The following is a 24434-nucleotide window of genomic DNA, read 5'->3' as shown; positions in this document are numbered from 1 at the left end:
CTGAAACCAGACCATGTGCCAACTGCTCGGAATGAATTGTGCCACCCCGACGGATATTACTTTTTCTTTTCGCGGGTTTTCCCAGCGGGCGGGCATTACCTCTGATCATGCGGATGGTTTCGGGATTGCTTTCTTTGAAGATAAAGCCTGCCGTCTGTTCGTCGATAACCAGTCCGCGATTGAATCACCGATTGCCGAGCTGGTACGTAATTATCCAATCAAATCACGCAATGTGATTGCCCATATCCGTAAAGCGACCCAAGGCAAAATTAATCTGGAAAACTCGCATCCTTTTAGCCGTGAACTTTGGGGGCGGCAATGGATTTTTGCCCATAATGGCGATTTATATGATTATTTTCCTGAACTGTCAGGGCGCTTTACCCCAGTCGGAAATACCGACAGTGAGCGTGCCTTCTGTTACCTGCTGGATCAACTGGTGAAACGCTTTGGCTATCATGAGCCGAAACTGGATCAGGTTTTCGATCTTCTAGCTGAAATTTCACCTGCAATCGCGGAGCATGGCACCTTTAATTTCTGCCTGTCGAATGGTCAGGCGCTGTTTAGCTATGCGATTACTAAACTCCACTGGCTGGTACGTGAATACCCGTTTAGACCGGCTCAGCTGATTGATATTGATGTCGAAGTGGACTTTAGTCAGGTCACGACCCCTGAAGATCGCGTCGCAGTGATTACCACTGAACCATTGACCCAGAATGAAGAATGGACTGCCTTCCAGCCCGGTGAAATGATCCTGTTTCAGCATGGGGCGAAAGTACGTTCTCAGTTGACGCATGTTGAACGTCTGGAACGTGAACGTCTTGATTCTTCCTTAAAACGCGTCACGCGAGCTGATCAATATTGAAATGCGATTAAAGACGGAGTTTAAACTCCGTTTTTTTATATTTAAAAAATAAGAAAAAATCTAAGAATAAATAAAGGTTTATTGCGGATTTTGGTTAATTAATATCTTAGCCTTTTACTCAGGATAAATTATTTTTAATTATATATAACAGAAACTTAAAATGAAAAAGCCGGATTTAGGCGGAAAGCCGACTAATTTGCTTCATTTTTATTTGAATCAATACGCTATATGCTCATTTTCACGTTATAAGTCCTTAATATTTATAGGTGGTCGTAATGAAAATGAAATGGGTTCCAGATTATAATACTGGTATCGATGTGATTGACGATCAGCACAAACGAATTCTCGATTATATCAACGAAATTGATGGAATTGATGCCAATACCGAGCGTGCCCGTATTAAACAGATTCTCGACAATATTATTGATTATACCCAGTCGCATTTCACCTTTGAGGAATCTCTTCAGGAAGAAGCCGGCTATAAATATCGGGTGCCGCATAAACCTGTGCATGACCTGTTTATTAAAAAAATCGAGTCTTATCGTGACCGTTTTGAACTGGGACAGTCCATTGAATCAGAGCTGCACGAAGTATTATCGAAATGGCTGATTAACCATATTCAGCATGATGACGCCGATTATGTCGGTGCCGTGAAAGAAAATATGATGGGGATCATCAAGGAAAAAGAAAAGAAAACAGGTAAAAACTGGTTCGCTCGTTTCTTTTCATAATAAAAGACGTAACGAGATAACAAAAATTAAAATCTAATTATAATTTTTGCGCAGCAAATCACTGTCATGGTGGTTTGCTTTTTGTTTTTGATTTTCACCGCTCCACAAGGCAAAATAGCGCTAGATTTTTATAGGAATGCATCATGCAGGACAATGCTATGTCAAAATGGTTATCGCCGCTGATGGCTTTCTGTTTATCGTTTATTATCATCGCGACGCTCGCACCGATAACCGGTATACAGATTGATCGTCAGCTGGATTTCTGGATGCTCTGGTTAGCCACCATGCTGATTCTGGCGCTTCCAGTCTGCTACTTGGAAATTGCTTTGGCCAAGCGCTCCAAAACAACGCCATTACAGGCGCTGTCGACGCTGACCCGTGAAGCGGATGCGTCACAGAAATGGCGTATTGTTGGCTGGTTAAGTGTGATTTTTATTCCGTTTTTGGCCGGTGCCATGCTGAACAATGCCAGCAATGTTCTGGCGGTTGCTGCAATTGATCTTGCACCGAACCTTTTGTTGATCGGATTGGCGATAGCTGCTTTAGCCTTGTCACTACTGCCACGTCAAATTTTATTAGTGGTTACAGCGATTGGTGTGCTGGCGTCTCTGGTTCTGGCCAATGTGATGGGAACTGCGCTACCTGCATGGCAAGTCACACCAGTCGAGTTCTCGGAATGGGGCAATGCCACCGTATTGGCTTTGGTCGCAAGTGGTCTGGGCATGGGCTTGTACTGGCAATCTAGCCTGAGCGCTGTACAACAACAGGATGTCGCCAGCAAGACGGTATTGCCGATCTGGATTGCGCAGCTAGTTGCTGTCATTGCATTTACTTTCTTTGCCGTACAAGCACAAATTCCTGCATTTACTCTGGTCGCAGCAATGGTGGCAGCTGCCGCATTAATTCTGCAAATGGCACGTGAACAATTACAGCAACGCCAGCTTCATCCTGCAATTCAATGGGCAATTGTGGTGGCGGTCACGCTGATCTGGGCTATTCCAAATCTAAGCCCAATTTTCAATGTGGTCTTGCTCGTCTGGGGCTTATTGATTTGTTTGATCTATGCATTATTTGCTGGCTGGATCATGAAGATCAGTCATTTGCGTAAATCAATGAATTTCAGCTCTGAAGCGTTTTATAACATCTGGCGTATTGCAGTGCGTGTAGTGTTGCCGGTTGGGATTATTCTGGCAATCATTGCTGTCTTAGGACAATTCGTCTGATGAGTGAGGCGATGATTTGGGTGGCATATGCGACGCCAGAAAAACAATTTCATCTAGCCGTGTCATTTCAGCCTGGCATGACGGCACTGGATGCGATTGAGCAAAGTGGAATACGTGAGCAGGTCGAATTGCCTGAACCCTTATCTTTGGGCATTTTTGGCGTGCGTTTGCAAGATCATCAGCAGCCACTGGCAGCAGGGGATCGGGTAGAAATTTACCGAGCACTGACCATCAATCCTAAAGATATCCGACGTAAACGCGCCGAGAAAAATCCTGTGGGTCGTTATGCCAGAGGCAATCTTTTAAGAAAGCTGAAACCATCTTCCGAATAGAAAGCGGTTTGAATGAGCAGTAGTTTCAATGATCTGCTCAATCAATCAGCTTAATTAAAAAAGCCCCTGATGATTCAGGGGCTTTTTCATGAGAAACCGACTATAGTGGAGGAGCATTTAAAATCGCTTCTTTTGATCCTGGTAAGCCGGGTTGAGATTCTGGAATCGTCTCCAGACCTTCAACACGTTCCACGATACCAGACTGGTTAAAGTAGATTTTCAAATGCTGGCCTTGGGCTGCCGGGATCTTGGCTTTTTTAGCGTAGGTTCCTGGGGTATAGTTATAGATGTAGTCCCAACGTAAAGGATTCAGTGGATCGCTTACTGTTGGACTGCCGAGTAAGAAACGCACCTGTTGATGGCTCATTCCCACCTGAATTTTAGCGGCTTGTGCTTGGGTTAAAGGGGTTCCTTGTGGAATATCTACTTTATAAACACCTAATGTCGAACAGCCGACGAGCAATGAAGTGACGAATAACGTCAACATGATTTTTTGCATTTTGCTAAACTATCCCAAATTAATTATGATGCATTTGATCCAAGGATAGATCATACTGCATCTAAACTTTGTTGCATATTCCAACTTTGATTTTGTTGAGAGACCTTTTTACATGACTATTTCAAACCAAGATTTACGAAAAGCTGGACTGAAAGTTACCCTTCCACGAATTAAAATATTAGAATTACTAGAAAATTCAAAACAACATCATTTAAGTGCGGAAGATATTTACAAGACTTTACTCGATCAGGGCGAAGATGTAGGTTTAGCAACTGTGTATCGTGTGTTAACGCAATTTGAAGCAGCGGGCATCATCGAACGTCATAATTTTGAAAATAATCATTCAGTTTTTGAAATTATGCAGGAAGATCACCACGATCACCTGGTATGTTTAAATTGCAGCAAAGTTGTTGAATTTATTAATGACACGATTGAAAAAGAGCAGCATGACGTTGCTGAAAAATTTGGTTTTGAATTAACCGGTCACTCACTGAATCTGTATGGCTATTGTGATGCGACTGCATGTCAGGAAGTGTTCCGTAAAAAATAATTTGAGCGCTGGTTCAAACAAAAAAAACAGGCTTCATGGGAAGCCTGTTTTTTTATGCGCTCAATCTGATCAGGACTGACCGTCAAAGGTGATATTGGAATGTGCACGCAATAAATGGCTGCCACCTTCTTCTGACAGTTTGATTTGCAAACGCAGGTCGTTGGGTGAATCCGCATGTTTCAGTGCATCTTTATAGCTGATCTGTTTGGCTTTATACAGATCATACAGCGCCTGATCGAAGGTCTGCATGCCCAGTTCACGGGAACGCTTCATCAGATCCTTGATCTCATGCACATCACCTTTACGAATCAAGTCGGCAATCAGTGGCGAGTTAATTAGAATCTCAATGGCAGCGCGGCGACCATTGCCATCGATGGTTGGAATCAGTTGCTGTGCCACAATCGCTTTCATGTTTAGGGACAAGTCCATAAACAGCTGATTATGCCGGTCTGCTTCGAAGAAATGGATAATCCGGTCAATCGCCTGGTTAGCGTTGTTAGCGTGCAGGGTAGCAAAGACCAGATGACCGGTTTCGGCAAAGGCAATCGCATAATCCATGGTTTCACGTGAACGGATCTCACCAATCAGAATTACATCCGGTGCCTGACGCAAGGTGTTTTTCAGAGCGATTTCAAATGAATCTGTATCAATGCCGACTTCGCGCTGGGTGATAATACAGCCCTTATGCTGGTGAATAAATTCGATCGGATCTTCAATGGTAATGATATGACCTTTGGAATTTTCATTGCGATAACCGACCAAAGACGCCAGCGAGGTTGATTTACCGGTACCCGTTGCCCCGACAAAAATAATGATGCCACGTTTGGTCATCGCCAGTTCTTTTAAAATGGGCGGTAACTTGAGTTCATCCATGGTCGGAATGACGGTTTCAATCCGACGCAAAACCATCCCCGGTTGATCGCGTTGCTGAAAAGCACTGACACGGAAGCGGGCACTTTTATCCGGCGTGCTGATGGCAAAGTTACATTCACGACTGTCAGCAAATTCTTTACGCTGCTTTTCGGTCATGATGGAATGGAGCAGTTGTCCTACTGCCGCACCGGGTAATTTTACTGAGCCAATCGGTAAAATCTGACCATTAATCTTGATGGACGGTTCGACATCGGCAGTAATGAACAGATCCGATGCTTTTTTCTCCACCATATAATCAAGTAAGCCGTTAAAATCCATGTATATAAACCCCAATACAATTCAATTTTTTTATAAAAATGCTTCTGGCTGTTTGGCTGCAGTACGTGCAACTTGCGGGCTGATCAAACCTTTGGACACCAGTGTTTTCAGGGTCTGATCCAGCGTGGTCATGCCGTAGTTGGCACCGGTCTGAATTGCCGAGTACATTTGTGCGACTTTGTTTTCACGGATCAGGTTACGGATCGCAGGAATACCGATCATGATTTCATGCGCTGCGACACGCCCACCGCCATTTTTCTTGAGCAGGGCCTGTGAAACTACGGCTTGTAGGGATTCAGACAACATGGCGCGTACCATGTCTTTTTCTTCAGCAGGGAATACGTCGATCACACGGTCAATGGTTTTGGCCGCTGAGGTGGTATGCAGGGTGCCGAAAACAAGGTGACCCGTTTCTGCCGCAGTTAAAGCCAGACGAATGGTTTCAAGGTCACGCATCTCACCGACCAGAATAATGTCCGGGTCTTCACGTAATGCAGAACGTAATGCTTCATTAAAGCCATGCGTATCACGATGCACTTCACGCTGGTTAATCAGACATTTCTTGGACTGATGCACAAATTCGATCGGATCTTCGACGGTCAGAATATGGTCATAGCGGTTGTCATTAATATAATCCAGCATCGCCGCCAAGGTGGTTGATTTACCCGAACCGGTAGGACCTGTCACCAGTACCAGACCACGTGGATATTCACAGATGTCTTTAAAAATTTGTCCCATGCCCAGATCTTCAAGGGTCAGGACTTTAGAGGGAATGGTACGGAATACCGCACCGGCACCGCGGTTCTGGTTAAATGCGTTGACACGGAAACGCGCCACGCCAGGCACTTCAAAAGAGAAGTCAGTTTCCAGATTTTCTTCAAAATCACGACGCTGTTTATCGTTCATGATGTCATAAACGAGTTTATGCACTTCTTTGTGTTCTAATGCTGGCAGGTTGATGCGACGAACTTCCCCATCGACACGAATCATTGGCGGTAAGCCCGCAGACAAGTGTAAATCCGACGCACCATTTTTAGCAGAAAATGCCAACAATTCTGTGATATCCATAAGGTCCCCGAGTTCATTAAAATGTTAATTATTTTGATAGAATAATAAGGCTTTCCCACAGCTTAACCAACACTTAGTTCATGGGCAAGGGAAAAAAAGATGAATGAAATGAGAACCCCGTCAATGAATATGTTGCAACAGTCACGAAATCAGGTCTTAGTGCAAATTGAAACTGCCTGTATTCAGGCCGGCCGCGAAGCAGATGCGGTGCAACTGCTTGCCGTTTCCAAGACCCAGCCGAGTAGCGTGCTGGCAGATATGTATCAGGCAGGGCAACGTGCTTTTGGTGAAAACTATTTGCAGGAAGCACTGGAAAAAATCACGGCACTGAAAGAGCTGGACATTGAATGGCATTTTATTGGACATGTGCAGCGTAACAAAACCAAGCATCTGGCAGAAAATTTTGCTTGGGTGCATGGGGTGGATCGTCTGATTATCGCCGAGCGTTTATCAAATCAACGTGGAGATGATCAGCCTGCACTGAATATCTGTATTCAGGTGAATATTGATGGTCAGGATACCAAAGATGGTTGCTGTCCAGATGAGGTTGCAGATTTGGTGGCACAGATCAGCCAACTGCCGAATGTGCGTTTACGTGGCCTGATGGTGATTCCAGCACCGAATAATCCTCAAGCCTTTGCTGATGCCAAAGTTTTATTTGATGCAGTCAAAGTTCAGCATGTACACCCTGAAGACTGGGATACTTTAAGTATGGGCATGTCTGGGGATATGACCGAAGCGATTGCTGCGGGTTCTACCATGGTTCGTGTTGGTACGGCCTTGTTTGGCGCACGGCCTAAAAAAGATGTATAAACTACTAATGTCAGTTTTTTGCAGCAAAGTGTTATCGCAGGGTATTGGATAACGCTTTTTTTCTGGCTGGTTCGAGCCATTTGGCCATTAACCAGGCAAAAACTATTAAGCTGCACATGCTCGCAAGCAAGGCTAAAACTGCTCCGCCCAGACCATAGGCCAAAGTTGCCGGAATACAGCCCAAAATAAATAAAAGTAAGGGGAAATGGGTCACATACAAGGTATAGGAAAAGTCTGCGGATTGAACCCAGAACGGATGGTAGTGACTACGTTGATGCTGGAGCTGTACCAGCCAGCAGCTAAAGGCCAAACCCACACAGAAATTAAAAGGGGCAAAATTCGCAGCACGGTATTGCTGGGCCTCATCAATCAGCTGAAACTGGTAAGCATCAAAACAGGCGATTAGAAATGCCAAGCCGACTAGGGCTAATTTGACCGATTGTAAGCGGTTTAAAAAACGTAGCTGGATATATCGAAATGAACAGGCAAAGGCACTAAGCCAGACCAGAAAATAAATAAAAAACTGGATGTTCAGTAATGACAGTATAGCCAGAACCATAAAAAATCCGATTTTGGCGATTTCCGAATTTTTTAAAAAAGGTAGGAATCCGGCCAGCACATAAAACCACACTTCATAGCTCAGGCTCCAGAGTGCAGCATTGGCTGAAACCGTTGGCATCACAAAGCCATTCAAAAATAGCAGCGAACCAACAAACTCAATCATGTCTATACTATAGTCAGTCCGGATCATCATGCCAAAACTGTGTTGAAAAGCATGCGTGTGGCTAGTAAATAATAGTGGAGCAAGCAGATATAAAACCAGCGTCAACCCCATGGTAAACAGGAAGGGCGGTAAAATTCTGCGGCCACGCTGTCGGGCATAACGGCGCAGATTAAATTGACCATGCTGATGAATGTTGTGCTGAATCGAATAGCCGATCAGATAGCCACTTAAAGCAAAGAAAATCATGACCGCGGCCTGACCGAGCAGGCGTACCCATGAATACAGACTGGTATCGAAAGGCGCAATAAATGCCTGAAAGCAATGACTGAACAACACTACAATGGCACTGATACCCCGCAGGCTCTCAAGCTGTAGACTGAAATAGGGCGAGAGCATGTTCGGGGCAGGGTGACTCATCGTTAACCTATAATCTGAATGGTACTGGCGCCTGCACCAACAGGCTTGACCTGAATCTGTACCGGAATACGTTCATGCATTTCCTGCACATGCGAGATTAATACAACTTTACGACCCTGACTTTGTAAATGATCCAGTGCATTCATCACCATATGTAACGAAGCAGGATCTAGCGTACCAAAACCTTCATCAATAAACAGTGATTCCAGTTTCATGGAGCCGGAGGCCATATTGGCAATCGCCAAAGCCAAAGCCAATGAAACCAGGAAGGTTTCACCCCCCGATAGGGACAGCACAGGGCGGACTTCACTATTCATGTCCAGATCAACAATCGCCAGACTCAGGCTATCCGGAATACGGTGTAACTGATAGCGGGGTGCCAACGGTTGCAACTGCTGATTTGCATATTCCACCAGAATATCCAGATGATGTTCCTGGGCAATTTTCTGGAATTTGGTACCTTCCTTATGTCCGATCAGGTCGTAAATACGACCCCAACGGTATTCTTCGGCTTTGATCTGCTCAATTTGCTGCTGATATTTGGCATAGGTGTTTTGATTATTGGCATTCATACGCAGTTTGGCATCAGTTTCATTGAGCACTTCCTGCTGCATTATTTTTTCCTGATGCAGCATGCCAAGTTTTTGTTCAATTTCCTCAAATTCATGTTCTGGCTGTAGTTTTAAATGGGCCTGATATTGTTCTTCAAGTAATTGCCAGGCTGTTCTGGCATTTTCGAGTGCCTGTTTCTGGTTGGCCAGATTCTGACGAATGCGTTGATGGTTGCTCAGATCAATACTGAGCCATTGTTCAATTTGAGCTGCCGTCACTTGAGGATGTGCTGCTTGCCATGCCTGAATATCTTGCTGATATTGAGCCAATTGCTGATCGATCTGCTGAAGTTGGCTGATAAATTCTTGCAGTTTTAAGTGGGTTTGATGCCACTGTTTTTCGGCCTGCGCCGTGCATTGACGCTGTTGTTCTAAAGTCTGCTCTAAGGTCTTGGCTTGTAGCTCTAGTGCATCGCGCCATTCTGCAGCGACACGGTAGACTTGTCCTGCATGTTCTTGGGTCAGTTCAGCCAGTTGTTGACGCAGGTCTTTGCCTTGCTGAATCAACTGCTCTACAGACTGGCTCAATTGAGCAAAATTTTGCTGTTCCAATTGTAGTTGATACTGGCTCTTTTCCAATATCTGCTGCTGTTGATGCAGGTCAGATTCCAGCTGCTTTTGTACTGCCAAGTGCTGCATGCGGTGCTCTACTTGTCGTTGCAACTGAGGTAAGCAGAGCATAGGTGGCTGCGACTGGTACTGCTCGGGCAGTATGCTTAAAACTGGGTGTATCAGCTGGTCGAGTTGCTGACGTTGCTGTAGAGCCAGTTGTAATTGGTGCAATTGCTGTTGTTGTTGACGCCATTGTTGTAATTGTTGCTGGAGCTGTTGTTCCTGCTGTTGTGATAGTTCTAGCTGCTGGACCAGACTTTGAGTGTGATTCGCCAGTAACTGGATGAATGTAGGAAGATCATTGTGCTGCTCGGTAACCACTTCCAGTTTAAGTAGTTGAGATTTACAGTCAGCAGAGGATTGTTGAATCTGGTTTTGCAGGATCTGGCAACGCTGTTGCTGTTGCTCAATTACTGTTTGTGCTTTAGACATTTCAATGCGTTGCTGCTGCTGAGATTGCAGTTGCTGATCGAGCTGCTGTTTTGCCTGCCGTAACTGTTGCTCCTGTAGCTGGTTCAGGCTCTGTTCCAGATGTTCATGGACGGCATCGACAAAAGGATGGGCTGGGCTTCCACAGACCATGCATGGCTCATCCGGTTTTAACTGGCCACGAAGATCCTGCACACTTTGCGCATGCAATAAACGTTGCTGGGCAAGTATTTGTTCCAGGTGTTCATAGGCCTGTTGTTCAGCCTGAATCTGCTGATGTAGTGCCTGTTCGGCCTCTTGCTGCATTTTTAGTTGCTGCTGTTGGCTATTTACAGCAGATTGCAGTTGTTCAAATTCTTGTGATTGTTGAACGATTTGTTGTACCTGCTGTTGCAGCAGGTCGAGCTGACGCTGTTCCGCTTGGCGTTGCTGACGCATTTCCTGAATGGTTTTGAGATGCTCTTCTAGCTGTTCCAGACTATGATGCTGTTGTATCCACTGGTTCAGATTTCCTGAAAGTACTGTAACGGTTTTTTCCAGTTCAGGTAAAGGCTGCTTCAGGCTGTCCGGATTCTGTTGCTGCAGTTGCTGATACTGACGCATAAAGTCTTGTATGCGTTGCAAGGTACTTTGCGGCTCCAGATCGAACACATTTAAAAAGCCAGATTCAGCCAATTGTTGTGCAACCTTTTCTTGCCGAGCTTGTAGCTGATTCAAAGTCTGTTGTTGCTGTCGCAGTTGTTCTTCTAAAGGCTGTAGACGAAGGATTTGAAACTGGCTTTGCTCTGCATGCAGTTTTTTGTACCGCTCTGATACCGTATCAATTGCATGATCCAGCCTTAAACCTGCCTCCAGATGCGGTTTCAGGTCTGCCAAGTGTTGCTGAAACTGGTGCTGCTGTTGTTGTAAGGCTGTAAGTTTGGCTTCTTCTGCTACAAAGCTCTGTTTGAGCGTTTCAAATTCCAGCGTAAATTGGGTGTGCTGGTGCTGAATCTGCTCTTTTTGAGGGGCTAGACGGGTACGACTCACAAACTGATCCCGAATCGACTGGAATTCATCCAGCTGCTCCAGTAGCTGTTGCTGTCCTGCAGATTTATTTACTGCATCTTGCTGTACTTCGTAGACTTCTTTTTTGGCATGGACTTCTGCATAGAGTTTATGTCGGTCCAGATGCCATTGTTTCTCATTTTCTAGCAGTTTTTCTGATTGCTGCAAATTCTGAAGTTGCAAAGACAAAGAGTTCTGCTGCTGTTGTAAAGCGCTGATGTCTTCTTCAGACAGAATTTCAATATGCCCGATCAGCTTTTCCAGATCGTTGCGCTTGTTTTTGACTTCGCTGAATTTCTCCGCGGCTTTCTGACTAACTAGACTGAAAATCTGCGAATTGGTGAGATATTCCAGTAAATCTGCACGCTCATTATCTTTGGCTTTTAAAAATGCGCCGACTTCCGACTGTGCGAGCAACACTGCGCGGGTAAACTGCTCAAAACTTAAGCCCACCAGTTTTTCAATGAGCGGGGTGACTTCCGATATTTTTTGCGTCAGTGTCGTGTCGTCATCCAGACATTTGACGTAGCGGTCTACTTTTAGATTGCCATCGACTTTCTGGCGTGCCCGTTTAATTTCCCAGCGTGCCATATAGCGTTTGCTGTCGAGTGCAATAAATTCCAGTTCGGCAAAACCATGCACGCAGCCACGGCGCAGAATATTCTTGGAATCCTTGATGGAAACATCCTGACCGCCAGCATCTTTCAAGCTGCCTGTCGCACCTTTTAAACGTGGAATTTCATTGTAAAGCGCCAGGCACATGGCATCGAGCAGGGTAGATTTTCCGGCACCAGTTTTGCCGGTGATGGCAATCAGGCCGGCATGAGCCAAAGGACTCGATTCAAAATCAATATGATGGGTGCCGGTGAGGGAGGCCAGATTATGAAGACTTAGACGTAAAATTTTCATGGCCGATCCTAGGCTTGTTGTTTTTGTGCAAGTTCGTGTTGGGCTTCATTCAGTAATTCCTGAAAATCCCGTTGTACCGAGTGATCCTGCTCATAGCCCATTTTTTTCCAGATATTGAAAAATAGCGATTCCGGAGTAGGGGGTGCCAGATCAATTTTAGACTGGCTTGAACTAAGGTCGACCTGTTGCTGGTAAATCCGGCTGATGCGCAGCAGTCGGTAACGGTTAGCAGGTAGGGCCTGTTCTATTTGCTGACGCAGATCTACCGGAGGCGGCGCATCGGTCGTGTATTCCACCTCCAGAAAATGCCGTGCAGAAAGCTGCTCGATTTCTCCGGCAGGCAAGGCCTGAATTGTAGTGATTAAATTTTCCAGCTTTTCACGAATGCGGAACAGCTCGACAGTACGCGGAATGCTTAAGGCATCGTACTGAAAGCGGTTTTCCGGGTTTTGTTCGGGATCAATCCTGACTTCCACTATTTGATGCTTATAATTAATCTCACTAAATGACAGCGGAATCGGAGAGCCACTATAGCGAATATGTGGCTGACCGACTTTTTGTGGTTTATGCAAATGCCCGAGCGCGACATAATCAATCACATCATCAAACAGCGCCGTCGACAGGGCCTCTTCATTGCCGACGATAATCGGACGTTCAGAGTCCGAGGTCTCACCACCTTGCATGTGCGCATGTGACATTAAAATCAGTGCCTGATGTGGCTGTTTGCGGGCTTTTGCTTCGGCAATCAGTTGTTGATGCAGATAACTGATCGCGTTCTGGTTATTGCTGGTATGTTCATTCAGTCCGGTAATTTCGGCACTGCGTAAATAGGGCAGGGTCAGACACCAGGCAATGATATTTTTATCCTGATCATAAATAGGAATCAGCAGACGATCCAGGTTCAGGTTATTTTCTGCCGTGCGGCCTACTATTCCCACTGCTTTGGCATTGAATTTGGCCAGCAAGGGTTCAACCTGCTCAATCCGGTAACCGGAATCATGATTGCCTGCAATCATCAGGGTCTGCATATGTGGCGCCAGGTCATGGGCATCGGCCAGAAACTGGTACAGCTGTCTTTGCGCACTGGACGCAGGATTGATCACATCAAAAATATCGCCGGCAATCATCAGGGCATGCGGTTGCTTTGCTTTAATTTGCTCAAGTAGCCAAGTCAAAAACTGCGCATGTTCAAATTCACGGTCATGGTTATGGAAAAATTGTCCCAGATGCCAATCGGAAGTGTGAAGAAAATGAACTGCCATGTAATGAACCCCAAGATATCTGCCTTGCTACTATAGGAAAAAGCACAGGTAAAAATCTACTTGTAAAACGATATTTCAGCGAATTGTTGGTGATGTTTAAGCTGAATTTATTTTGATCAGTATGAAAATAAGCAAAGGATTACAACTAAATCATCGGATATAGAAAAGTCCTGCAATCCATCAGGCTTTAAAAAAATAGGAATTTAAAAAAATAAAAACCGACGATTCGAGTGATGATGAAATCGTCGGTCAAATTTGTGTTACATGAAGATTTTGGCTGCTATTCAAAATTTCCCTGTACACTGGACTTATTGCTTTAGCTCTAAAGGTCAGCAAAAATTCGTGGATGCCAGTCCAAATTTTTGTACCTTGTACCCTATATAACGTCACCCTTTAGTGGATGGTTGACAATAAAATGAAAAAAAACCTGATTTTTTTTATACTAGCTTGTTGAAGATCACTGAGTCATGCATATGTTGCCGCTAAGTCGTTATTTTATCTGGTTTTTCGTTATATGTTTTATTTTTACCTGTATTTGCGGTGTACTCGCAGCCTTGCTGCCGATGGGCATGGGTGCAGTCTTGACGATTGTTCCGTATCTGGTAGCCATGATTTGGGTGCTTTTTAAATTTTTAAAACAGCAAAAACGTGCCCCGACCCAAGCAGAGCGTAAAAAATTCACCCTCGGGTTTAGCCTGATTTACTGGGGCTATAATTTATTATTTCTCTTGCTCGGTATTGTTATCGCCATCCGTTCCAATCCGAATGCCTGGCAGGACTTTCTGTTGTATCTACAGCAGCCACAATTTATGAGTATTGTGCTGATCATGTTCCTGATGATCGCAATTCCGCTGTATCTGCTGACCTACTGGTTTTATGGCAAGCAGGCCCAGCGTATGGCAGAGAAAATGTTTGGCCATCCACCTCAGTGAGTATAGATGAATCATTGTGTGACGACTGATCTTCATAAATTGATTGAATGATGAAAGATACAAATTCTCCACTACAAAGATCTTCTCGGTTTAAAAAGCTAAAGATGAGTGGCGTATAATTTAAATCAAGAAAATAATAAGGCGAAGAATGACGAATGTATAAACCTGTAGTGCTGTTGACGGGAGCGAGTGGTTTTATTGGCAGTCATCTCGTGCATTTTTTACTGGAAGGGGATTATCGGGTGATTGGCCTGACACGTCAGAAAAATAAACCTGAACTACATCCGGACTTCCATTGGATCAATCAACTGGAAGAATTAAAACAGCATCAGATTGATTATGTGGTGAATCTGGCTGGCGAAAGCATTGGTCAGGGCCGCTGGACGGCAGCGCGGAAAAAGAAGTTGCTGAATAGCCGTTTAGATACCACCAGACATTTATTTGATTATTTAGAAAAAAATCAGCTTAGACCGAAACGGATTATTTCAACATCGGCCGTTGGCTATTATGGCATTGACCCCAATGAGCGCTGGGAACAGGTCTGCACGGAGCAAAGTCCGCCACAAGATATTTTTATGTCTGAACTTTGTGCGAAGTGGGAGCAGCTGGCTTTATCCTATACTAACCAGAACACCAAGATTGTTCGCTTTGCGGTGGTGTTTGGTAAAGGTGGCGGGATTCTTCCGCAGATGCTATTGCCGATTAAATTGAATCTGTTCGGACGGATTGGTCATGGACGCCAGCCAGTGACTTGGGTGCATCTAGGGGATGTGCTGCGTGCGATTGAATTCTTGATACTTGAGGATACAGCCGAGCAGATCTTTAATGTGGTCGCGCCAGAAAAAAGTAGTCAGGCCCAGTTTGCACGAACTGCGGCCCAGATTCTGAAGCGCAAACCCTTACTTCCACTACCCGCATGCAGTCTGAAAATGATGCTGGGAGAACAGTCACAACTGGTCTTAAACGGTCAGTATGTACAGTCCAAAGCCTTGCAGGAGGCTGGATTCCAGTTTCATTATCCAACTCTGAAAGAAGCACTGGATAATATCCTAAAGCACTAAACGACTGGGCTCTAATAAACGGACAGGATCATAAGGAGCTGGATCAACGATTGGCATTTGTTTAAGGATGAGTTGAGCGAGTAGTTTGCCTGATGCCGGCCCCATGCATAAACCATTCCGGAAATGTCCAAAATTGGCCCAGGCATTGTGTAGCTTGGGAATTTTGCCAATATAGGGAATACCATCGGGTGAGCTGGGTCTTAATCCGGCCCATTGCTTGACCAGCGGAAAATCTGCCAGTTCCGGTACCATCTCGATACACGCCTGTAAAATATCCTGCCGGATTTCGCTAGAAGGCGAGGTGTCAAAACCGACCTGACGCATACTGGAACCACATAAAACATGTCCATCCTGACGTGGAATCAGGTACATCACCTTATGCATGCACATGGTCGGCAGCCAGTTTTCTGGCGTTTTAAACAGCAGCATCTGGCCCTGAACCGGCTGTACCGGAATTTCCAAACCAAGTTGCTGTGACCAGTGTTGTGACCATGCTCCGGTTGTGAACACATATTGATCTGCCTGAAAAACCTGGCTATGTTCATCTGAGATACTTTTTACACAGCCTTGCTGAATATTGAGCCGAGTGATTTTACAGTCTTCTTGCCAGGTGACACGAGGATGCTGCTTCAAATAGTGAATGATCGACTGTAATAACCGTGGATTACGGATATTCGCCAGTTCAGGGAAATAAATCGCCTGCTTGAATTTGCTCTGATTAATTCTTGGATTGATCTGTTGCAGTTTAGCCTGATCAAGCAATTCTGCCTGTTGCTGCGGATCCTGATGTGTTTTGGCATAACTTAAACCGATTTCAAAATCGGATTCATCAAAAATCAGCATACCTGTTTCATGAATCTGGAAATCGATGCCAGTGAAAGGTTGCAGTTTTTGATTCCAGTCCTGATACATGGGTTTGGCATGTCGAGCCAGAGCATTTACAGCAGCGGGATAACGCCACGGATACATCGGGGAAAGGATTCCTCCTCCAGCCCAGGATGCAGCCTGTCCGGCGGCCTGTTGATCAAAAAGGGTAACAGAACATCCCTGTTCAAGAAGTTCCAGCGCCGACATCAAACCGGTGATGCCAGCGCCGACAATGGCAATATGCATTGCGCCGAAATCCTTTTACTTCATGTCTTTCAGTTTAAGCGCAGCTTCTTCAGCAAAATAGGTCCAGATACCATCTGCACCGGCACGACGACAGCTCATCAATGATTCTAAAATGACGCTATCAGATAACCAGCCATTTTGAATTGCCGCAGCCAGCATCGCGTATTCGCCACTGACCTGATAGACAAAGGTTGGTACGCCAAAAGTGTCTTTGACTTCGCGGACGATATCCAGATAAGGCATGCCCGGTTTAACAATCACCATGTCTGCACCTTCCTGAATATCCAGCGCAATTTCATGCAGGGCTTCAGCACGGTTACCGACATCCATCTGGTAATTGTATTTATTACCGCCTTTTAAGTTACTGGCAGAACCAACTGCATCACGGAACGGGCCATAGAAACTTGATGCATATTTGGCTGAATAGGCCATGATGGAGGTATAGATATGACCATTTTGCTCAAAGGCCTGACGAATCGCACCGATCCGGCCATCCATCATATCACTTGGAGCAAACACATCTGCACCGGCTTCGGCATGGCTCAAGCCCTGTTTAATCAGGCACTCGACCGTTTCATCATTTAAGACATAACCGTTCTCATCAATAATGCCATCCTGACCATGTGTGGTATACGGGTCTAATGCGCCGTCAGTAATCAGCACCATTTCTGGCAGTTCTTTTTTCAATAAACGCAAGGTGTTTTGTACCAGACCATCTTCACGCCACGCAGCTTCTGCAGTCAGGCTTTTATCTTCTTGTGGGGTGACCGGAAATAGCGCCAGTTTATTGACACCGAGTTCCAGTAGACGTTCTGATTTTTTTAACAACAAGTCCGCTGACAGGCGCTGGATATTCGGCATACTTGGAATATCTTGGGTCTGGTTTTGTCCTGGCAGGACAAATACTGGATAAATGAGATGATCTGCCGCGAGATGGGTTTCACGAACCATCGAACGTAAATGTTCATTTTTACGAATACGACGCATGCGAGTTGCAGGAAACGCGGGACGATTGAACGTATAAGTCATAAAAATCTCAGTAATCAGTATTAAACTAGGCCTCTATTGTAGCCCTAACTCAAATTTTTGGGCATAAATTAGCGGTTTTTTATTGTGGTGGATTCGGGCAGAGTGATGAGTAAGACAGAGAGAAACTGGACGGGTAATATACATCTGGGCTCGAAAGTGGATATTGATGTGGTCTTAAATCAACTGGTACATGCTTTTAACAGCTCTCCTTTTTTTAAGCACAATGGCATGAGCATGCGCGTGGTCGAGGGCCAGATTGAGGCTTATGTGGAAATGCAGGACTTCATGATTGGCAATGTCGCGTTCCAGATTCTGCATGGCGGTCTTGCCGCCACGGTGCTCGACAGTGTCGGCGGAATTGTGGCGATGGGGGAGTTATATAAAAAAGCCGAACCGGAAACCATTGCCGAGACTATTAAAAATGTATCGCGTCTGGCGACAGTGGATATGCGGGTGGATTATCTGGCGCCTGGACGTGGCAAATATTTTATCGCGCGTGCAGAAACCTTACGTTTGGGGCGTAAGGGCTGCACCATGCGCATGACCATGGTCAATGATGAAGATAAGGCGATTGCAACAGCGATTGCTTCTTATGCCTATTAATGAAATCGTGAACTGAGGGAGTTAAAAGCACTGTTTAACAGTGCTTTTTTATGATGATCAAATATGAACCTAGAGGATTTAGAGATCAGATTTAGCCCGTTTCAAGGCATTTTGCCATTTGGCTAAATGCATTTCTCTTTCGTCATTTTGCATTTTGGGTTCAAAAGCACGGTCCAGCTGCCAGGACTGGGAAATTTCATCCAGGTTTGAAAATACGCCAGCTTTTAATCCGGCCATAGCGGCCGCGCCCCAAGCAGTAGCTTCCAGCATTTTCGGACGCAGTACCGGTACATTCAGAATATCGGCCTGAAATTGCATCAGCATGTCATTGCTGCTGGCACCACCATCAACCCGCAGTTCTTTAAGAGGATGTGCAATATCAGATTGCATCGCACTGAGCACATCCGATACCTGAAAGGCGATTGATTCTAATGCGGCACGAGCGATATGCGCTTTGGTCGTACCGCGTGACATGCCACAGAGTAAGGCACGTGCTTCACTATCCCAATGCGGCGCGCCCAGTCCGGTAAATGCGGGAACCAGAACCACGCCGTCACTATGCTCGACCTGATGCGCCAGTTTTTCCACATCACTGCTTTTTTGAATAATTCCGAGGCCATCGCGTAACCATTGCACTACAGCACCAGCCATAAATACGCTGCCTTCGAGCGCATAGGTAGTTTGGCCCTGGGCTTGCCAGGCGAGAGTAGAAAGCAGCTTGTTCTGGCTAAGCTGAATGTTATATCCGGTATTGAACAGCATAAAGCAGCCAGTACCATAGGTGTTTTTAGCACTGCCCACCTCAAAACAGGACTGGCCAAACAGTGCAGACTGCTGATCCCCCAAAATTCCGGTAATGGGAATATTGGCCCCCAGTAAGCCAGAAGCCGTGTCAGCGACATAACAGTCAGAAGAGATAATTTTCGGTAAGACCGAAACCGGGATATTAAACAGCTCGAGTAGCTCTTCATCCCACGATTGTTGCTGCAGATTCATTAACATGGTACGAGAAGCGTTACTGGCTTCAATGACGTGCTCTGCACCTTGGGTCAGATTCCAGATCAGCCAGCTATCGATAGTGCCAAATGCCACATGGCCCTGTTCAGCAAGTGCCCGTACCCCCTCGACATGCTCTAAAAACCAGACCAGTTTTCCCGCACTAAAATAAGGATCAATCCGTAGGCCGGTTTTTTGCTGAATTTTGGACATCAGGCCTTGTTCAATCAGCCGGTTACACCAGTCAGATGTACGACGGTCCTGCCAGACGATTGCCGGAGCGAGCGGTTTGCCGTTTCTACGATCCCAGACTACGGTCGTTTCGCGCTGGTTAGTCAGGCCAAGGGCTTTAATATCTTTTGCCAGAATACCTGCAGTCGCCAAAGCTTGTTGTACCACGGCAATCTGTGAGCTCCAGATTTCTTGAGCATCCTGTTCCACCCAGCCCGAATGTGGGGTGTGGATATGCGTTTCACGTTGAGCCGTTGCCTGAACTTGTCCATGTTCATTAAAAATAATGGCCCGACTTGACGTAGTTCCCTGATCTAGTGCCAGTAAATAGCTCATAATTTTTCTGTTATTTGGCTTGAAAAGTAAAATATTAGCGCAATAATGTAATTAAACGCATCAAGTTGTGTAAATGTTCAGAAAATACATCGTAATTTTTGACATTTATGTTATGATTACTCTGTACTTTGGGGGTGTTTCTGGCTTCGACGCTGGTGATGAAACTCATAGATGCATGCCGAGAGCGCATTTTCTCTCGTAAATCAAATTTGCATTTTTTAGTCGCAAACGACGAATCATACGCTCTAGCTGCCTAAGGGCAGCTTGTCCGCCTCTCCGAATACTTGTGGTTAGAGAGTCCGACTGAAGCGCACGCACACAAGTCCGTATAAAGCCAAGCCTCGGGGCTTTGTACTAAATTAAGAGGATCGCGATTTGTACCCTGTTCGTCGGGTCACAAAGAGTTAAAACAATAGACGATATCTAAGCATGTAGTATTCTCGAGCGTAGTGCTGGCGGACGCGGGTTCAACTCCCGCCACCTCCACCAAAATTCTTTCCGAAGTAATCCGTCGGAATCTAAAAAAGCCTTTAAACTCAACGTTTAGAGGCTTTTTTTTATGCCTGTTTGTCCGATATTGTCTGATCTCATTTGACCCCATATTTGCTCTTTGTGGGTAAATATTGGGAAAATTTACCCAGAAATTAATACATCAATTATGGGTAATCGACATGCCACTTACAGATACTGAATGCAGAAAAGCACAGCCGAAAGACAAACAGTATCGTCTTTCAGATTCACATGGTTTATCTCTAATCATTACCACCAAAGGTCAAAAATATTGGAATGTGCGCGTCACTGTCCATGGTGAACGTAAGTCTGAATCGCTTGGCCCATATCCGGATTTAAGTTTAAAAAAGGCAAGGGAACTTGCATACGAGCTTAAGCATCGATACTCACGTTCAGTATTGCATGAAGACTTAAAGCCCTATTTCAAAGAAGTTGCAGAAGATTGGTTCAATAATCAAAAAGAAACCTGGTCATCCAAACATATTAGTAATGTACGAGCTTCATTGGATGAGCTTTATATTGCTCTTGCTAATAAGCGTATTAATCAGATTCAGGCTCCTGAGATTCTGCAAATCATTAAGAAGATTGAGGCAAGAGGCTCACTTGAAATTGCAAAACGTACCTTATCTCGTTGCGGGATGGTCATGAAATACGCTATTGCCCATGGATACCGCTATGACAATCCGGCAGGTGATTTAGTTTATGCCCTCAAGAATAAACGAGTCAAAAACCTGGCTTCGCTTTCGGCCTCTGAAATGCCTGAATTTTTAAGAAAGGTAAGAGCTTACCCAAGTGATGCTCAAACGCATCATGCCATTATTCTGATCATGCTGACAGGCGTTCGGGTTAGTGAGTTGCTGCAAGCACGCTGGGAAGAATTTGATCTAGAAGGACGTAAGTGGGATATCCCTGAAGAGCGTATGAAGAATCGACTTCCGCATCGTGTGCCGTTGACGGACATGATGATTGCTGAGCTTCAGGCTTTGAGACTTACTCATAATCAGGAACTGCTATTTCCACATCGTTTAAATAACAAAGAACCTATGCGTAGCGAGTCTATTTTGGCCGTAATCAAGCGTTCGGGCTATGCAGGTCGGATGACCACACATGGTTTTAGATCTTTATTCAGTACTGTGCTTAATGAATCAAATTTATTCAATCCTGATGCAATTGAACGTCAGCCTGCTCATGTACCTCAGAATAGAATTCGCTCTGCATATAACCGAGCGCAATACTGGGATGAGAGGGTAGGGTTGATGGAGTGGTATGGGGAAAAGGTTAAAGAATGGCTTTAAGCAAACAATACTATTAGCTGAAAAAACGGACACATGATGTCCGTTTTTTTACGTTTGAATGATGTCTTTTAGACACTTATTGGTGAATTAAGCAAAGATGAAATTTAAATTTCTGATGGTTAGGGTGTGTTTAAAAATAAAATTTGATAGAGTGAAGATAGGGTCTTAAATTGAAAATAAGATTGGTAATAAAGCGATATAGGTTTTAATTTATTTTTGGGGGAATAGTAGTGATTCAGCAGATTAGTTGCCAACAACGGATTAAGGAAATTTCTGAGATTTTTAGATTTTGGAGGAGAATCAGGAAAAGTGATTTTTATTATAGTGATTCGAATTTTCAATGTGAAAACAGATTGCCACTGTCAAATTCACGGTGGCAAATGCTTCAGTGTCTTTACGAGTTTAGCTTATTAAAAGCCTATGGGGAAGATATTTCCAATCAGTTTGAAAACCAACTACTAGATTCTATTTACAATAGTGTTGGTGTTCCGAGGGGCAATTTAGAATGTAGATCTGAGATACCTCTGGGCTCACTTTTGAATGGTGCTCTCTTTCTACCAGCTCAAATTCTGTATCCAGATGTTTTTCGACAAAAAATCGATCATTACTTAAGCCAACTTATTAAAGGTAACTTTCCGAGAGAAAATATTGATACAAAATCATCTAGCTTCATCCGCCAGCATATTTTTGTAACAGATGATTTTTTGGTCAATATGGATGATTGTATTGGTCATTTTAAAGAACGATTGGATGCGTGTTTTAAATATTCAAAGTCATTAAAGTTTATAAGCTTAAACTTGCTGTATGTAGATCCTAAACCTTCTTTTGTACTTGGTCTTTCTATTGAATCATTACAACATGCGAGAGAACGCTGTGAAAAACACTTACAAAAATTTTTGAAAAAATTAGATCACGTAGACGGGTTGCTCACCAATTTTAACAAAATAGAATATGGCGTGAATTCAACCTTTAATGTTTTTGGAATTTTCATCTTCAAGAATAAAGATCACATCACCTTATCAATGATGGCGTCTCAAATTCAGAAAGTTTGGTATAGCACCTTTAATGAGCTGACAGATTATGAAAGAAATAGTTCATACCCAGGTCAAATTACAATTACTCATCCTTATGTGCAACGTGTAGAAAATCATCAATGGTCTAATCTTGTGACCGAGGGAATGTTGAGGAAAGATTCTGCGCGCTATACTAATTTTGTACGATTTACACTGAATTACATGGCGAATCAGACTAATTTATTTAAGGTCATGGTTGCAGGCAAAGAGTTACCTGGTGGTAATGCACATTACTATCCTGATCCTAAAAACGAACTGATTCCATTTAATACAAAAAGCTTCAAGACAAAGCGTAAGGTTGTAAAAAAGCCTAAAAGTAGCACAATAAATTTTTTCAGTACGATCGCTAAAAAGTTCACTCTGACTCAAATGGTGAAAAAAAAATTAGAGGAAATTGAAACCTGTTATGGTTTTTTGGCAAATGATTTGCAAAGAACTTATCCAGCAGACTTTGCAAATGAGTCGTTCGATTTTCTCATGAAAACAGAGATGTTCGTCTATATTGTAGGAGAATGGAGGCAAGGTATTTCTCAGCCAGCGCACGGAGGGACTAGATCTGTAGGAACAGACCTTAATCAGCTATATGAATTGTTCTTTGAATTTGTTGATCTAAAAACACATTTTGATGGTTTAAGTGCAATTTTTGCTAAATATGGCTTTATATTTAGTATTAGAGTCTTAACCCTTTATGTTGCTATCAAATCAATTTTAATCAATAGAGATAGGTTTCATACACAGGTCGTATCCCCTTATGAGGAAAGATCACAACTAATAGAAAATATTCGTTATATCTTATTAAACGATTTGGGGGAGCTTCTAGAGAGTGCTCCAGAGTTACTGAAAAAAGGGTATGGATCCTTGAATCGATGTAACTACATAAAAAGTATGCTGATAGTAAAAAATAAAAACAGCATAGTTCAAGCAACATTAACTTCCCAGCAAGCTCAAAGTAAAAAAGCTTATCGGTCTTATATAAATTACTGGTCTGAACATAAAGGCTTTGATGGGACACATATTTTTATCAGATTTAAAGTGAAATGTTCTAATTTTGTTGAAAATTTTGGAGCCATAGATTCTGAAGTCCGTAATGCAATTGATTTACTGAAAAAATCAGAAGGGTCAAAAATCTATGCTTATCTAGGCCATTGGTGTGTTTTTCAAAATGTGGATATTGGGGAAAGAGAGTATCAATTTAAGATTTTATTTTCATTAGACACACACTATGTCGAGTATGACCAGTCCTCAGAAATTTTAGGGCATACTTTTAAGCAGAAGTATTTTTCAAAATTAGAAGCTGTATTTGATAGATATAATCAGAACTGTGAGGATGACATTGCAAAAGTTGGTATACAAGAAATTCCAACACAATGGGAAATTATCAATTTTAATAATTTACAGCCAGTTAAAGAGACCACAAATGAAATGGTGTATAAGTGGTTTTATGAAGTAAGCCATAGATTTCAATATTTTACACTTACACCAATTTCCCAAAAAAAAGTTGTAAAAGGAATAAAGGTCTACAAGAAGCGCAAATAGAACTTTATGACTTAACTATCGTAATTAACAAATCTTAAAATCTAATAGCCTTGTCGAGAGTTTGAAAGTTGGATTATGCGGCTAGGCTATGTTGGTTGTTCATACAATAAGGCGGTTTTTTCTATTATTATAGATAATATAACTACCAATAAATATTACATTTATATCTATAACAATAACAGATAGATAAAGTAAAAATGAATGGACTCCTTGGCTGAATTGACCTGTTGGTTTGTAACTTCGACAGAATGAAATCGTCATTAGATATGTGCTAACACTTGATCAGTAAGCGTCCGCTGAATCCCATACCAATTTTAATTCGATTTAGGTTTCCAGCAGTGTGGCAGTAACTCTTCAATCTGGGTCACTTTATGTGTCGGCAGCCTTTTCAGCACATCACTTAAATAGGCATACGGATCCAAGCCATTCAGCTTTGCTG

At 43.7% G+C, this 24434-nt stretch carries 21 protein-coding genes and 1 other RNA gene; 12 read left to right on the top strand and 10 right to left on the bottom strand.

The features are described 5' to 3' along the window. The first annotated feature begins 13 nt into the window (after nt 1-13). The 4 genes from AC1P5O_RS06210 to AC1P5O_RS06195 all read left to right on the top strand — a co-directional run bounded on the left by AC1P5O_RS06210 (nt 14) and on the right by AC1P5O_RS06195 (nt 3148). Nucleotides 14-862: a class II glutamine amidotransferase gene (locus tag AC1P5O_RS06210; protein ID WP_138742934.1), complete on the top strand. Its 849-nt coding sequence runs from the start codon at nt 14-16 to the stop codon at nt 860-862. A 275-nt stretch (nt 863-1137) separates the two neighbouring features. Then, nucleotides 1138-1593 carry a bacteriohemerythrin gene (locus tag AC1P5O_RS06205; protein WP_222110503.1) on the top strand — a complete coding sequence of 152 codons (456 nt, stop codon included), beginning with the start codon at nt 1138-1140 and terminating at the stop codon, nt 1591-1593. Nucleotides 1594-1751: 158 nt separating this feature from the next. Then, nucleotides 1752-2816, top strand: coding sequence for a hypothetical protein (locus tag AC1P5O_RS06200; RefSeq protein ID WP_499005892.1), 1065 nt, complete (start codon nt 1752-1754; stop codon nt 2814-2816). An 11-nt stretch (nt 2817-2827) separates the two neighbouring features. After that, nucleotides 2828-3148 (top strand): RnfH family protein, encoded by a 321-nt coding sequence (locus tag AC1P5O_RS06195; protein WP_499005891.1) that lies wholly within the window; start codon nt 2828-2830, stop codon nt 3146-3148. A gap of 100 nt (nt 3149-3248) precedes the next feature. On the opposite strand, the gene AC1P5O_RS06190 is transcribed toward AC1P5O_RS06195, so the two are convergent. Then, nucleotides 3249-3635 (bottom strand): outer membrane protein assembly factor BamE, encoded by a 387-nt coding sequence (locus AC1P5O_RS06190; protein WP_247166014.1) that lies wholly within the window; start codon nt 3633-3635, stop codon nt 3249-3251. 124 nt (nt 3636-3759) lie between these two features. Between AC1P5O_RS06190 and fur the strand changes: the two genes are divergently transcribed. Next, complete coding sequence (gene fur, locus AC1P5O_RS06185) at nt 3760-4197, top strand: ferric iron uptake transcriptional regulator (protein WP_004646136.1); 438 nt, start codon at nt 3760-3762, stop codon at nt 4195-4197. Between the two features lie 69 nt (nt 4198-4266). Here the strand turns inward: fur and AC1P5O_RS06180 are convergent, their stop codons facing one another. Together AC1P5O_RS06180 and AC1P5O_RS06175 are read right to left on the bottom strand one after the other, a co-directional pair. Next, nucleotides 4267-5388 carry a PilT/PilU family type 4a pilus ATPase gene (locus AC1P5O_RS06180; protein ID WP_004279277.1) on the bottom strand — a complete coding sequence of 374 codons (1122 nt, stop codon included), beginning with the start codon at nt 5386-5388 and terminating at the stop codon, nt 4267-4269. Nucleotides 5389-5418: 30 nt separating this feature from the next. Continuing rightward, nucleotides 5419-6456 (bottom strand): type IV pilus twitching motility protein PilT, encoded by a 1038-nt coding sequence (locus tag AC1P5O_RS06175; protein ID WP_004279279.1) that lies wholly within the window; start codon nt 6454-6456, stop codon nt 5419-5421. Between the two features lie 99 nt (nt 6457-6555). Between AC1P5O_RS06175 and AC1P5O_RS06170 the strand changes: the two genes are divergently transcribed. Next, complete coding sequence (locus tag AC1P5O_RS06170) at nt 6556-7269, top strand: pyridoxal phosphate-binding protein (RefSeq protein ID WP_499005890.1); 714 nt, start codon at nt 6556-6558, stop codon at nt 7267-7269. Nucleotides 7270-7300: 31 nt separating this feature from the next. Here the strand turns inward: AC1P5O_RS06170 and AC1P5O_RS06165 are convergent, their stop codons facing one another. The 3 genes from AC1P5O_RS06165 to AC1P5O_RS06155 are packed head-to-tail and all read right to left on the bottom strand — an operon-like array spanning nt 7301 to nt 13280. Beyond that, on the bottom strand, nt 7301-8410 hold the full coding sequence (locus AC1P5O_RS06165; RefSeq protein ID WP_004730558.1) for an acyltransferase family protein: 1110 nt from the start codon (nt 8408-8410) through the stop codon (nt 7301-7303). Nucleotides 8411-8412: 2 nt separating this feature from the next. Further along, the gene (locus AC1P5O_RS06160; RefSeq protein ID WP_004730556.1) at nt 8413-12018 is read right to left on the bottom strand and encodes an AAA family ATPase; all 3606 of its coding nucleotides are present in this window, start codon (nt 12016-12018) and stop codon (nt 8413-8415) included. An 8-nt stretch (nt 12019-12026) separates the two neighbouring features. After that, on the bottom strand, nt 12027-13280 hold the full coding sequence (locus AC1P5O_RS06155; RefSeq protein WP_004730554.1) for an exonuclease SbcCD subunit D: 1254 nt from the start codon (nt 13278-13280) through the stop codon (nt 12027-12029). Nucleotides 13281-13747: 467 nt separating this feature from the next. On the opposite strand from AC1P5O_RS06155, the gene AC1P5O_RS06150 reads away from it, so the two are divergent. Together AC1P5O_RS06150 and AC1P5O_RS06145 are read left to right on the top strand one after the other, a co-directional pair. Then, the gene (locus AC1P5O_RS06150) at nt 13748-14212 is read left to right on the top strand and encodes an ABZJ_00895 family protein (protein WP_499005888.1); all 465 of its coding nucleotides are present in this window, start codon (nt 13748-13750) and stop codon (nt 14210-14212) included. A 155-nt stretch (nt 14213-14367) separates the two neighbouring features. Further along, nucleotides 14368-15273, top strand: coding sequence for a TIGR01777 family oxidoreductase (locus AC1P5O_RS06145; RefSeq protein ID WP_086044083.1), 906 nt, complete (start codon nt 14368-14370; stop codon nt 15271-15273). Here AC1P5O_RS06145 and thiO read toward each other — a convergent pair. Then, entirely contained in the window at nt 15262-16386 is a 1125-nt protein-coding gene (gene thiO, locus AC1P5O_RS06140) for a glycine oxidase ThiO (RefSeq protein WP_004730549.1), read from the bottom strand. The genes AC1P5O_RS06145 and thiO overlap by 12 nt on opposite strands. 15 nt (nt 16387-16401) lie before the next feature. Next, on the bottom strand, nt 16402-17415 hold the full coding sequence (gene hemB, locus AC1P5O_RS06135; protein WP_004646145.1) for a porphobilinogen synthase: 1014 nt from the start codon (nt 17413-17415) through the stop codon (nt 16402-16404). Nucleotides 17416-17520: 105 nt separating this feature from the next. Here hemB and AC1P5O_RS06130 point away from each other — a divergent pair, with 105 nt between their 5' ends. Then, nucleotides 17521-18018, top strand: a complete 498-nt coding sequence (locus tag AC1P5O_RS06130) for a thioesterase family protein (RefSeq protein ID WP_004730546.1) — start codon at nt 17521-17523, stop codon at nt 18016-18018. Between the two features lie 78 nt (nt 18019-18096). Here the strand turns inward: AC1P5O_RS06130 and glpK are convergent, their stop codons facing one another. Beyond that, complete coding sequence (glpK, locus tag AC1P5O_RS06125) at nt 18097-19581, bottom strand: glycerol kinase GlpK (RefSeq protein WP_004730545.1); 1485 nt, start codon at nt 19579-19581, stop codon at nt 18097-18099. A gap of 130 nt (nt 19582-19711) precedes the next feature. Between glpK and ssrA the strand changes: the two genes are divergently transcribed. The 3 genes from ssrA (at nt 19712) to AC1P5O_RS06110 (ending at nt 23995) form a co-directional block, all read left to right on the top strand. Continuing rightward, nucleotides 19712-20070, top strand: a transfer-messenger RNA (tmRNA) gene (ssrA, locus tag AC1P5O_RS06120). Between the two features lie 182 nt (nt 20071-20252). After that, a complete protein-coding gene (locus AC1P5O_RS06115) occupies nt 20253-21386 on the top strand; it encodes a tyrosine-type recombinase/integrase (RefSeq protein ID WP_262457522.1) in 1134 nt (377 codons plus the stop codon). A gap of 230 nt (nt 21387-21616) precedes the next feature. Next, the gene (locus tag AC1P5O_RS06110; protein WP_086044081.1) at nt 21617-23995 is read left to right on the top strand and encodes a hypothetical protein; all 2379 of its coding nucleotides are present in this window, start codon (nt 21617-21619) and stop codon (nt 23993-23995) included. A 314-nt stretch (nt 23996-24309) separates the two neighbouring features. Here AC1P5O_RS06110 and AC1P5O_RS06105 read toward each other — a convergent pair. Continuing rightward, nucleotides 24310-24434, bottom strand: a 125-nt coding sequence (locus AC1P5O_RS06105) for a transposase domain-containing protein (protein WP_032044563.1), incomplete at its 5' end; no start/stop codon positions are given.

It is taken from the genome of Prolinoborus fasciculus, from assembly GCF_056724605.1.
The sequence above is the reverse complement of the archived record's forward strand: the minus strand, read 5'-3'. Positions and strand labels throughout refer to the sequence as shown.